At 69.2% G+C, this 12127-nt stretch carries 10 protein-coding genes and 1 riboswitch; of the genes, 2 read left to right on the top strand and 8 right to left on the bottom strand.

Annotation, left to right across the window (positions count from 1 at the left end; all coding sequences use genetic code 11):
- Positions 1-127: 127 nt before the first annotated feature.
- Positions 128-3241: a glycoside hydrolase family 9 protein gene (locus ACIA58_RS15155; RefSeq protein ID WP_396404238.1), complete on the top strand. Its 3114-nt coding sequence runs from the start codon at positions 128-130 to the stop codon at positions 3239-3241.
- A 6-nt stretch (positions 3242-3247) separates the two neighbouring features.
- On the opposite strand, the gene ACIA58_RS15160 is transcribed toward ACIA58_RS15155, so the two are convergent.
- From ACIA58_RS15160 to ACIA58_RS15170, 3 genes are read right to left on the bottom strand one after another with little or no spacing between them, the layout of a single operon-like run.
- Positions 3248-4201: a VWA domain-containing protein gene (locus tag ACIA58_RS15160; RefSeq protein WP_396404239.1), complete on the bottom strand. Its 954-nt coding sequence runs from the start codon at positions 4199-4201 to the stop codon at positions 3248-3250.
- The gene (locus ACIA58_RS15165; protein ID WP_130447314.1) at positions 4201-5163 is read right to left on the bottom strand and encodes a DUF58 domain-containing protein; all 963 of its coding nucleotides are present in this window, start codon (positions 5161-5163) and stop codon (positions 4201-4203) included. The genes ACIA58_RS15160 and ACIA58_RS15165 overlap by 1 nt, the downstream gene beginning before the upstream one ends.
- A gap of 29 nt (positions 5164-5192) precedes the next feature.
- Entirely contained in the window at positions 5193-6227 is a 1035-nt protein-coding gene (locus ACIA58_RS15170) for an AAA family ATPase (protein ID WP_396404240.1), read from the bottom strand.
- Between the two features lie 191 nt (positions 6228-6418).
- Between ACIA58_RS15170 and ACIA58_RS15175 the strand changes: the two genes are divergently transcribed.
- Complete coding sequence (locus ACIA58_RS15175; RefSeq protein ID WP_396404241.1) at positions 6419-7267, top strand: hypothetical protein; 849 nt, start codon at positions 6419-6421, stop codon at positions 7265-7267.
- Here ACIA58_RS15175 and ACIA58_RS15180 read toward each other — a convergent pair.
- The 5 genes from ACIA58_RS15180 to ACIA58_RS15200 form a co-directional block, all read right to left on the bottom strand.
- Positions 7264-7527, bottom strand: coding sequence for a hypothetical protein (locus ACIA58_RS15180; RefSeq protein ID WP_396404242.1), 264 nt, complete (start codon positions 7525-7527; stop codon positions 7264-7266). The genes ACIA58_RS15175 and ACIA58_RS15180 overlap by 4 nt on opposite strands.
- 26 nt (positions 7528-7553) lie before the next feature.
- Positions 7554-7618: riboswitch (guanidine-III (ykkC-III) riboswitch) on the bottom strand.
- Positions 7619-7622: 4 nt separating this feature from the next.
- Positions 7623-8423 carry an aldo/keto reductase gene (locus tag ACIA58_RS15185; protein ID WP_396404243.1) on the bottom strand — a complete coding sequence of 267 codons (801 nt, stop codon included), beginning with the start codon at positions 8421-8423 and terminating at the stop codon, positions 7623-7625.
- Positions 8424-8498: 75 nt separating this feature from the next.
- A complete protein-coding gene (locus ACIA58_RS15190; RefSeq protein WP_396404244.1) occupies positions 8499-9536 on the bottom strand; it encodes a lactonase family protein in 1038 nt (345 codons plus the stop codon).
- On the bottom strand, positions 9533-11116 hold the full coding sequence (locus tag ACIA58_RS15195) for an alpha/beta fold hydrolase (protein WP_396404245.1): 1584 nt from the start codon (positions 11114-11116) through the stop codon (positions 9533-9535). Before ACIA58_RS15195 ends, ACIA58_RS15190 begins: the two co-directional genes overlap by 4 nt.
- Positions 11117-11174: 58 nt before the next feature.
- Positions 11175-12104, bottom strand: a complete 930-nt coding sequence (locus tag ACIA58_RS15200; protein ID WP_396404246.1) for an oxidoreductase — start codon at positions 12102-12104, stop codon at positions 11175-11177.
- Positions 12105-12127: the final 23 nt, after the last annotated feature.

The raw sequence follows: 12127 nt of genomic DNA on the forward strand, positions 1-12127 counted from the left end.
TCAGTGGTGATTCATCAGGGCAAAAACCGGAAGCGCTCTCAGCAGTGTGCCACGCCCTTGACACCGCCTCCGCAGCTCGGCACGATGCCGAGAAACTGGAAGCGCTCCCAAGCGTTCTGGAGGACCGATGCCCACCGCCCCCCGGCGAGTCCTGACCCTTGCCCTCGCCGCAGTTCTCCCCCTGACCGTCATTACCCCGGCCGTCACCATCCCGGCCGTCGCCGCCGATCCGCAGTACGAGCGGGTGCTGAACGGGACGTTCGACACCGCGAAGGACCCGTGGTGGACGAGCGCCAACACGCCGTCCGCGGTCGACGACGGCCGGCTCTGCGCCCAGATCCCGGCCGGCACGGTGAATGTCTGGGACTCGATGATCGGCCAGGACGATCTCCCGCTCGAGCAAGGGCAGCCGTACACGCTGCGCTTCGACGCGTCGACCAGCCGGCCGGTCCAGTTCCGCGCCGTCCTCCAGCAGGCCGCCGCGCCGCACGCGACCGTGCTCAACCAGCCCGTCGACGCCACGACGACCGCGCAGACGTTCACGTTCACCGGCACCTCACCGGTCACCGACACGCACGGGCAGGTCTCGTTCCAGGCCGGTGGCGCGACCGAGCCGTACACGCTGTGCCTCGACAACATCTCCGTCGTCGGCGGCGTCGTGCCACCCGGTGGGGTGCGCGACTTCGGCTCGCCGGTCCGCGTCAACCAGCTCGGGTACGTCGCCAGTGGACCGAAGCGAGCCACCTACGTGACGACGGCGACCACCCCGCTCGCCTGGCGATTGCTTGCCGCGGGCAACCAGGTCGTCGGCAGCGGGCATACCAAACCGTATGGTACGGATGCGATGTCCGGCGACGACGTCCAGCTGATCGACTTCGGCTCGTACCGCGGCACCGGCTCCGGCTTCCGGCTGGCCGTCGGCGACGACGTCAGCGAGCCGTTCGACATCGGCAACCACGTGTACTCCGGCCTCCGCCGGGACGCACTCGCGTACTTCTACAACAACCGCAGCGGCATCCCGATCGAGGCGAAGTACGTCGGCGACACGTACGCGCGGGCCGCCGGCCACCTCGGCGTCGCGCCCAACCAGGGCGACACGTCCGTCCCCTGCTACCCCGGCACGTGCGACTACAGCCTCGACGTCCGCGGCGGCTGGTACGACGCCGGCGATCACGGCAAGTACGTCGTCAACGGCGCTCTCGCGGCGTGGCAGCTCCTCGATCTGTACGAGGAGACCGGTCCTGGCGTCGCCTTGAAGATCCCCGAGGCGGGCAATCGCACGCCAGACGTGCTGGACGAGGCGAGATGGGAGCTCGACTTCCTGCTGCGGATGCAAGCGCCGTCCGGCATGGTGCACCACAAGGTCCACGACGAGAAATGGACCGGCCTCGGACTCGCCCCGGCCGACGACCCCCAGCCGCGCTACCTCTACCCGGTGTCGACGGCGGCCACCCTCAACCTCGCCGCCGTCGGTGCCCGCTGCGCGCGCGTCTACGCCAAGTGGGACAAGAAGTTCGCGGCCCACTGCCTGTCGGCTGCGGAGACGGCCTGGAGCGCGGCACGTCAGCACCCGGCGATCTATGCGCCGGCCGGGGGTGAGGGCGGCGGTGCGTACGACGACACGAAGGTGACGGACGAGTTCTCATGGGCCGCGGCCGAGTTGTTCGCGACGACGGGCAAAGCGTCGTACAAGCGGTTCATCACCACGACGCTCAACGCCGCCGACGGGTTCTCGTGGCAGGAGACCGGCGGGCTGGCCGATCTCGCGCTCGCGCGGACGCCGTGGCGATTGTCAACAATCGACCAGCGCAAGCTGCGCCAGCGGATCGCCACCGCGGCCGACACGTACCTCTCCGACCTCCGGTCGCAGGGCTACGCGAACCCGTACAAGCCGGCCGACGGCCAGTATGTCTGGGGCTCCAACTCCGGTACGGCGAACGACGCGATGATCCTCGCGATCGCCGGCGATCTCACCGGGCGGGCCGCCTACCGCTCGGCCGCCCTGGAGTCGCTGGACTACCTGCTCGGACGGAACGCCATCAACCAGTCCTACGTCACCGGGTACGGCGAGAGAGCGAGCCACAACCAGCACCACCGTTTCTGGGCGCACTCGCTGAACCCGGCGCTGCCCTCGCCGTACCCGGGTTCCCTGGCCGGCGGCCCGAACTCGCACCTGCAGGATCCGGTTGCCCAGCGCAACCTGCCCGGCTGCGCTCCGGCCAAGTGCTACCTCGACGACATCGGCTCGTACTCGACGAACGAGGTCGCGATCAACTGGAACTCCGCGCTCGCGTGGCTGACCGCGTACGCCGACAGCCAGAAGGCTTCCGGCCATCAGGCACCAGTGACAGCGAACGTTCAGGCCAGTCCGATCGACCTGACCAGCGGCTTCTACGTCGATCCGAACTCGAACCCGGCGACCTGGGTCCGTGCCAATCCCGGCGACTCCAGGGCGAGCAGCATCCAGAACAACATCGCCGCCGAGCCGATGGCGCGCTGGTTCGCCAATCCACCCGCGGGGACCACGATCGGTGCGATGGTCGGCGGCTTCGTGGGTGCGGCCGACAATGCGGACAAGTTGCCGATCCTGGTCGCGTACAACCTGCCCGGCCGTGACGCCTGCGGCGGCCATTCCGGCGGCGGGGCGGGTTCGCCGGCGGCGTACCGGGACTGGATCTCGGCGTTCGCGGACTCGATCCGCGGCCGCCCCGCGATCGTGATCGTGGAGCCCGACGCGTTGGGCGACTTCAATTGCATGACCGACGCGCAGATCGCCGAGCGGAACGACATGCTCGCCTTCGCCCTGCAGCAGTTCCGCGACCGGGCGCCGAACACCTGGGCGTACCTCGACGCCGGCAACGCCGGATGGGTGCCAGCGGCAACGATGGCGCAGCGCCTCGGCGGCGCCGGGGTGAGTGCGGCCCACGGGTTCGTGGTCAACGTGTCGAACTACTACACCACGGCCGCCTCGGTGACCTACGCGAACGACGTACGCGCGAACATGTCGGTGCCGAAGCCGTTCGTCATCGACACCAGCCGCAACGGCAACGGCTCGAACGGCGAGTGGTGCAACCCGGCCAGCCGGAAACTCGGCGCCGCGAGTCAGGTAGGCGGCGGCGCCGAGCTGCTGCTCTGGGTCAAGGTCCCCGGCGACTCCGACGGCCAGTGCGGAATCGCTCCGACCGTCCCGGCCGGGCAGTTCAGCCCGGATCTCGCCACACGTCTGATCAACGGGACGTAGCAGCGATCAGGGGAAGCGCGAGGCGAGCGCGATGCAGGCGCCGGCGGCGGCCAGGGTGAAGAGCATGGCGATGCCGGCGTACCGCGCGGTGATCTCCTTGTCGACCTCGTCGTACCCGACCGAGGAGCCGATGTCCTTGTACACGTCCTTGAGCTCGCCGGCGGACTCCGCGGTGTATGCCTCGCCGCCGGTGGTCTCGGCGATGCTGCGCAGCTCGGTGCGGTCCGGTGGTACGCGCTGCCGGATGCCGTCCATCTCGATGAAGCCGGAGTCGGTGCCGAAGCAGATCGTGTAGACCGGGGTGTTCTTCGCCTTGGCGGCCTGCGCGCCTTCCTGCGCCGTCCGGCCGACCGTGCGCTTGCCGTCGGACAGCATCACGATGCGGGCCGGGGCCGGGTCGTTCGGGTGGGCGGGATCCGGCGGGACCTGGGTGAGCGCCTGCAGCGAGGTGAAGATGCCCTCACCGGTCGCGGTCGACTCCGCCAGCTCGAGCCCGTCGATCGACCGGTCGATGGTCGCCCGGTCCGTGGTCGGCGGCACGATGATGGACGCCGTACCGGCGAAGTTGACCAGCGCCACGTTGAACTTCGTCGGCAGGTTGTTGACGAACTCCTTCGCCGACTCCTTCGCCGCCTCCAGCCGGTTCGGCTCGATGTCGGTGGCCATCATCGACAGCGAGACGTCGATCGCGACCACGATCGTGGCCCGCTCGCGCGGCACCTTGACCTTGTCCTTGGGCTGCGCGAACGCCAGGATGCAGGTCATCGCGGCCAGCAGCGCCAGCCCGACGGCCAGGTGCCGCCGCCATTGCGGCCGGCGCGGCGCGACCCGGTCCAGCAGCGCGATGTTGGTGAAGCGCAGCGCGTACTGCGAGCGGCGGTGCTGGAGGAAGATGTACCCCGCGACGATCAGCGGGATGAGCAGCAGGAACCACAATCTGGCCGGAGACAGGAACTCCATCAGCGAGCCACTCCCTTCGGCGGTTGGTGCAGGCGGGGCGCCACTCGCCGGTAGGCGAGCACGAACCGCACGGTGTCGGCGACCCAGTCGCGGTCGGTCCGCAGCACAAGGTGCCCCGCACCTACCCTACGCAGGGCGGCCCGGGTTCGTTCCCGCTGCGCGAGAGCCGCGACCGCGAACGCCTCGCGGACCTTGCGCCGGCGGGTGTCGATCTCGCGCACCTCGCCGGTCTCCGGGTCACCGATCGTGACGACGCCGATGTTCGGCAGCTCGAGCTCGCGCGGGTCGACGATCTCGACCGCGAGCACCTGGTGCTGAGCGGTGAGCTTGCGCATCGCCCGCTCCCACGACGGCTCGATCTGGGATGCGACCTCGCCGTCCTGCGGGGTGAGGAAGTCGGACACGATCACGCGGAGTCCACGCTTGCGCTGCGTCCGGGCCATCGATTCCAGCGCCGCGGCCAGATCACTGCGGTGCGCCTCTTCGTCACCACTGAACTGCTCGGCGAGCAGCGCGCGCAGCAGACCGTAGAGCGCGAGCCGGCCGGACCGCGCCGGCCAGCGCCGCAGCGCCGAGTCGCGAAGCATCAGTCCACCGAACCGGTCACCGAGACGGTGCGTCAGGAACCCGACGGTCGCAACGGCGGCCACGGCCAGCTCACGCTTCTCGAGCGTCGACGTACCGAAGTCCATCGAGCCGGACAGGTCGACCAGCGCCCACGTCTCCAGCTCGCGGTCCGCGATCAGGTCGCGGACGTGCGGGATCGTGGTCCGCGCGGTGACCGCCCAGTCCATTCGCCGTACGTCGTCACCGACCTGGTACTCGCGCGCTTCGGCCAGCTCGGTGCCCGGTCCCGGGAGCAGCCCCAGGTGTTCGCCGTGCAGGTAACCCTCGAGCCGCCGTACGACGGTCAGCTCCAGCCGCCGCAGCGCACGCTCGGGAGCGAGCTGCGAGATCGTCATCGCAGCCCGCGGGTCTCGTCGGTTTGGCACTACACGAACTCCGGGCGGCCGGTGCCGTCGGCGCCGTCGCGCCAGACTGGCTGCGGCGGCGGAACGGTGGCCAGGATCCGCTCGATCACGGCCCGCGGGTCGATGTTGTCGGCGACCGCGTCGAAGGTCAGGCCGAGGCGGTGGCCCATCACGTCCAGCGCGACGGTCTGGATGTCGCTCGGCAGCAGGTAGTCCCGGCCGTGGATCAGCGCCAGCGCCCGGCCGGCCGCGATCAGGCCGAGGGTCGCGCGCGGGCTGACACCCAGCTCGATGATCGGCTCCAGGTCGGGCAGGTGGAAGTCGGTGGGCGTCCGGGTCGCCATCACCAGGCGGACGGCGTACTCCGCGACCAGGTTGTGCACGAACACCTGCTCGGCCGAGCGCTGCAGCTCCAGGATCGTCTCCGGCTTGAGCACCTGCCGCGGCTCGGGCGGATCGACACTCATCCGGCGGAGGATCTCGAACTCCTCGTGCCCGCGCGGGTGCGGCACGTCGATCTTGACCAGGAACCGGTCGCGCTGCGCCTCCGGCAGCGGGTAGACGCCCTCGGACTCGATCGGGTTCTGGGTGGCGATGACGATGAACGGCTTCGGCATCGGGAAGGTCTGGCCGCCGATCGACACCTGCCGCTCGGCCATCAGCTCCAGCATCGCCGACTGGACCTTGGCCGGGGCGCGGTTGACCTCGTCGGCCAGCACGAAGTTCACGAACGTCGGACCGAGCTCGATGTCGAAGGTCTCGCGGGTCTGCCGGTAGATCCGGGTGCCGACGATGTCGGAGGGGACCAGGTCCGGGGTGAACTGGATCCGGGCGAACGTGCCGCCGACCACGCTTGCGAACGTGCGGACGGCCAGCGTCTTGGCCACGCCCGGGACGCCCTCGAGCAGGCAGTGCCCCTTCGCGAGCAGCGACACCATCAGGGTCTCGACCATGTGCTCCTGGCCGACGATCACCCGCTTGACCTCACCGATGGCCTCGCCGATCAGCCGGGACTGCTGGGCCACCGTTCCTGCGGGCATCGTCGTTTCGGTCATGCCTGTCCTTCCGGGGTCCGCGTGCGGACCATGTCAAACACTGTCATTCCCCACTTCGCAACACCGGTCATTCCATCAGATCACCGGGGCCAGCGCCGCAGGGCCCACCGCGTCCCCGTCCATCCTGCCCCTCCGCGCCAAATCCCGCCTCCCCACGACACTGCTACCGGGCATGTGGTGGGATTGGGGTGATGACTGCGACCGAATCCCAGCCCGAGGTGCAGCCGGCGGACGCGCCGGAGGAGCGGCCTGCGCTGGAGATTCCGGAGGCGCTGCCGCTGCAGCCGGAGGATCCGCCCCGCGTCGGCGAGTTCTGGCTCCGCGGCCGGCTCGGCGCGAACGCGGCCGGCTACCTGTACACGGCCAGCGACGAGACCGGCCGGCATGTGGTCGTCGCGATGATGACCGAGGGCTCCGCCGACGACGCGGCCGCCCGCGACCGGTTCGTGTACGCCGTCGACGATCTGCCCGAGGACGCCGTACTCGGGCACAACGACTCCGACGACAACGACCTGGCGCTGTGGGTCGCGATCGGGCCGATCCGGGAGGACGACGGGTCGAGCGCGGCCTCCGACGAGCGCTTGATCGCGGAGCGTCGCGGCGAGGAGATCCTGTCCGCGGTCCTGATGGATCGCGTCCCGCAGATCGGCAAGCTGCGCGGGCCGGAGTTCCGCCACTACTGGGAGAGCCGCCGCCGTCCCGGTCTGTTCCGGATCTGGCCGCTGCCGTGGCCGAACGTTCTCCGCCCGGCGTCCCGCTGGGCGCTCGCGTTCGCGCTGCTGACGATGGCGCTGATCATGGCGCTCGCCGTCTTCCTGGCGTGGCTCCTGTTCCGCCATGCGCAGCCGCTCGAGCCCGAGCCCGTCATCCCGACGCCGAACAACACGGCCACCGTCACCGTCACGCCGACCACGCCGCCACCGGGCACCGGCTCCACGTCGCCGTCCATCTCGGTCAGCCCGAGCCCGGTGCCGACCGGTGTTCCGACCACTCTTCCGTCGGGCTCAGGCACCGCGACGGCCCCGGGCGACAAGTTCTAGCGGTCCTCCGGCCGGGTTGCCCTCTGGTGTCGTTTGAGGGTGAGCAGGCCGATCAGGCTGATCACGGCCCAGCTGCCCTCGAGCAGCAGGAAGCCCCAGGAGAGCTGGATGGCGGCGATGGTGGCCAGTACTCCGGAGCCGAGCAGGTTCATCAGCTGGTACGCGATGGTGCGCTGACGCAGCCGGCCGGCCTGCGCGGCGGCGAACGCGATCAGAATGGTGACCGCGCCAACGATCTCGAGAACGTCGAGTGCATGCATGAGGACGACCCCCTCCAACACAGGGTGAGGCGCCGTCTTGTCAGACCGGGTACGGCGCCGCTCGTCCGGGGAGCCCGCTTCGAGCTCCTACAGCTTCACGATAGCAAGCGCAGCAACTCGGGATCGCGCCACAGCCGCTCCGGCACCGGCTGACGGACGAGCGCCGCGTCGGCCCGGATCTCGGCCGGTGACGACGCCGCGATCAGCACGGATGTGACGGCGGAATGCCTGTTGGGAAAGGCCAGCGCGGCCTGCGGCAGGGAGACGCCGTACCGCTCGCAGACCGCGGAGAGCCGTCGCGCCTCAACGGTGTCGGCCTGTAGCACCTGCGGCGTGAGTACGCCGGACACGATCACGGAGACTCCGCGCGCAAGGCAACGATCCAGCAGCGGTACGGCGGAACGGTCGAGCAGCGAGTACTGCGCGGTGAGGAGCACGCAGTCGAACTCGACGTCGCCTACCAGCCGGTCGAGCACCTGCCAGTCGTCCGACACCGCGCCGACAGCCTTGATCGTGCCCTTGCGCCGTAATCGATCCAGGACCGGGTACGCCGACTCGTCCTGGGCGAACACGAGGTCGATGGCGAGCCCCAGGTCATTGCGGCTCTGGTGGATCGAGGCCTTCGGATCGTCTCCGACCAGCTTCGTCGACACGAGGAACTCGCCACGTGGCCGCTTCTGAAGCGCCGTGCCGAGTCTCCGCTCCGAGTCGCCGTACGCCGGTGAGGTGTCGAAGAAGCGGATGCCGGCCTGGTAGGCCGCGTCCACGGTGGCTGCCGCGGCCGCGTCGCCTTCCGGGCCCGGCGGCTCGCCGAGATGCGAACCACCCAGCCCGAACCGCGGCGGCCGGAACCGGATCGTCGATCGGGGCGCGAGCACCTGGCTGGGTGCGGCCATCGCACTCACCTCCCCTGATCGTTACCTACCAGGATCAGGGGTAGGCGATGACTTCGCATCCCGAACCAGCCGGGATCAGACAGTGACGCAGACCGGGGTCGGGGTGCTGAAGTCGCTCGTCAGGGTCAGGCCGCCGGTCGTTTGGTCTACCAAAAAGGTGGTGATGTTGTTCGACTTCTGGTTGGCGACGAACAACAGGCGGCCGGTCGGGTCGAACGCACAGTGCCGCGGCCAATCCCCGCCGCAATTTGGTATACCAACGAGCTCAAGGTGCGGCCCGTCGGTGCTGAAGACCGCGACGCTGTTGTGCCCGCGGTTCGTCACGTAGACGAACCGTCCATCGGCGGAGATGACCACCTCCCCTGGGTAGTTCTCCCCCGTAGCCACCGGGATCGACTCCAGCACGGTCAGTACGCCGTCGCCGTACCCGCAGACCGTGACCGTGCTGTCGAGCTCGTCGGCGACGTATGCGTAGTTGCCGGACGGATGGAATACCAAATGGCGCGGACCTGCGCCGGTCTTGACCTTGGCCTGGTGCTGCAGCGCGAGCTTGCCGTCCGCAAGCGTGTAGGTGTAGATCGAGTCGGTGCCGAGATCGACCGCCAGCACGTACTCGCCCGCCTGCACTACCTGATGTGCGTGCGGCGCGGAGCCCTCGTGCTTGACCAGGTCGGTCTGTTGCCCAAGGCTCCCATCTGCGGCGATCGGATGGACTGCGATGTCACCGGAGCCGTAGTTCGCACTGAGCAAGTAGTCGCCGATCTTGGCCAGGTGGCAGGGTCCGGATCCCTTGTTGGGTTGACGATTCAGCACGCGCGGGGTGCCCGAGATGTCGATCGCCGTGACGGCGCCGGCGTCCTGTTCGTTCACGGCGTACAGGAAGCTGCCGGACCGGATCACGAAGGATGCGTTTGGTATACCAGCGATGCTGCCGGTCGCGGTGATCTTCCCGGCAGCGTCGTACGACGCGATGCCGATCCCGTCTCCGTAGGTCCCGAGATACAGCGTGCCGTCGTCCGCGTCGGGCTCTGGTACTTCTCGGGCCGCGGCCTGGTGGACGGGAGCGAGCGCGGCCGCGGTGAAGCCGAGGAATCCTCGGCGGCTGACGCTCACGCCGCCACCGGAACGCTGACCCACGACGGATCACCGGCGGGCGAGCTGAACGCCACCGTCGACCCGATCACACTCCGCCCCAGGTACCGCGGATCGACCGTGTCCACGACGAGCACGAGATGATGCCCGGCCGGCACCTCCCAGCTCGTCGCCTCCAACCTGATGTCGAGCGGCACGGCCTTCCCCGCTGCGGCACCGCGCAACGTGTACGGCTTGTGTGACATCAACGACCCGACTCCCAGCGCATCAACGTCGTACAGATAGGCGAACAGCGAAGTACTGGCCGCCGAAGGCGTCACGGTCACGTGCACCTTCGGCGTACCGTTCACGACCGTCGCGCGGCCGACCGTCGGCCCGGACCACACCCCGGCGAACGACCGATCCACCAACGGCGTCGCCACGCCGACCGGAATCGACAACAACCCTTGCAGCGCACCCGATACGAGCGCCACCCCGCTGTCCGCGACCGTTGGTATACCAGCCCCGATCGACCGGCTCCATCCGTTCGACGCCGCGCTCTGAAGCGCCCCGGCCTTCGTGAGGTACGACGTACGCTCCTGCCCGACCGCAGCCCACGACCCGTACCCACGCCACACTCCACGCTGCGACTTCAACTGCACCGGCGCCTCGGAATCGGCGCCGTTGTCAGCACCCGTGAGGTAGTGCCGAAGCCAGCCCACGAGCTCGTCCCACGTCTCGTTCGGTAGACCAACCGCCCCGGTCACCTCCGGCGTTGCATGATCGCCGTGTGCGAGCAGGAGCCGCTTCGGCCCGGTCAGGCTGGAGAAGAAGTCCGTGTACTGCGACGGCGGGAAAATCGAGTCCTCGAACGCATTCGCCAGGAACACAGCCGGTTTCTTCGCGTTGATCTGGTCTACCATCGTCGCCGCCGACCGCGCCGGCGACAGTTGCGCGGCCTCCGCGATCGCACCGTCGAAGTCGCCCGTGACGAACTTCGTCTGCAGCGACGCCATCTCCGGACCGGGCCGCCCGGTGATGTTGCCCAAGGCAAGCAGGCCGGCGACGGACTGGAGCGCGACCGTGTCGTTCGGATCCAGCGAGCGGATCAGGTCGGCCCATCCGCTGAGCGCCCCGACCGCCTTGATCCGCGAGTCCTTCGCGGCGGCGAGCAGCGACGTACCCGCGCCATACGAGATGCCCACCGCAGCGACCCGGCTGGTGTCCGCCGGGGTGTGCCGTCCGGCCCAGTCGATCACCTTGCTGACGTCGTCGACGGTCGGCGGGCCGGCGATGTCGATACCGCCGCCCGAGTCCCAGAAGCCGCGACTCGAGTAGGAGATCACCTGGAACCCTGCCGTGGCCAGCTTCGTACCCTGGCCGACGTACTCGACGTTCGGCACACCCCAGCTCGACGGCATCACCACGAGCGGGAACGGGCCGTCGCCCTGCCCGGTCGGCGTGAGCACGACCGCGCCGATCTCGGTGCCACCGGCGCCGGGGATGCGCTGGTACGCCGTACTGAAACCGGGCGCCGCCTGGCTGGCGTCAGCGCGCGGGCCGATCGTGATCAGGGTCAGGGCGACTGCTAGGGCGACTAGGGCGGCGGCAAGTCTGCGCACCAGGACCTCCGGCGGTTAGGAATTACCGGAGGGTAACCAGAAAGTTGCCGCTGTGTCACTACCTCGGCACGGTGAGTGCTGGATCCACGCCGGCCGACTCGACCGACCAGTCCCAGAGGCGCTTGGCCAGCTCGGCGTCCTGCGCGGTCCGGCTCGGCCGCACGACCTTCGGCGTACCGCGGTACTCGAAGAAGCGCGGACCGACGAACGAGCCGGAGCGCAGGTCCGGGTACGTCGCGGCGTACAGGCTGGGCCACGCGCCGGCGGCGGCAGACTGCGCGACGAGGCGGGTGGCTACTTCCCAGAGCTGTGCCTGACGGGCATTGCCGGCCAGCTCCGGACCAGCGACCTGGAGGTGCGTAGCGGCGTACCCGGGGTGGGCGCCGACGCTCAGCAGGTCAACTCCGGCAGCACGCGCGCGGCGGTCGAGCTCGAGCATGAAGAGGACGTTGGCGAGCTTCGACTTGCTGTACGACTCCCACTTCCGGTAGCCGCTCGCCGGCTGACGAAGATCGCCCTCGCTGATGCCGCGCACGGTCTTGTGCATGAACGAGCTGACCGTGACGACGCGGCTGCCGTTGAGCAGCAGCGGCAGCAAGCGGCCGGTCAACGCGAAGTGACCGAGGTGGTTGGTGCCGAGCTGCAACTCGAACCCGTCAATGGTCTGCCGGTACGGCGGCGCCATCACGCCGGCGTTGTTGATCAGCAGATCCAGCCGGTCGTACGACGCGAGGACCTCGCCGGCCGCCTTCTCCACACTCGTGAGATCGGCGAGATCCAGCTCCAGTACGGTCGGCGCCTTTCCGGCCTTCTGCTGGAGCGTCTCGGCTGCCTGCGCGGCCTTCTCCGGATTGCGTGCCCCGACCAGCACGTCCGCGCCGTGTCTGAGCAGCTCCAGCGCGGTCTCGTACCCGAGTCCACTGGTAGCGCCCGTCACGAGCGCCAGTCGTCCGGTCAGGTCAGGGATATCCGACATACGCCAAGTCATGCGCCCACAGTAGTCGTGGGCGC

Origin of the sequence: Kribbella sp. NPDC051586 (assembly GCF_044453965.1) — a bacterium.
Classification (GTDB): domain Bacteria; phylum Actinomycetota; class Actinomycetes; order Propionibacteriales; family Kribbellaceae; genus Kribbella.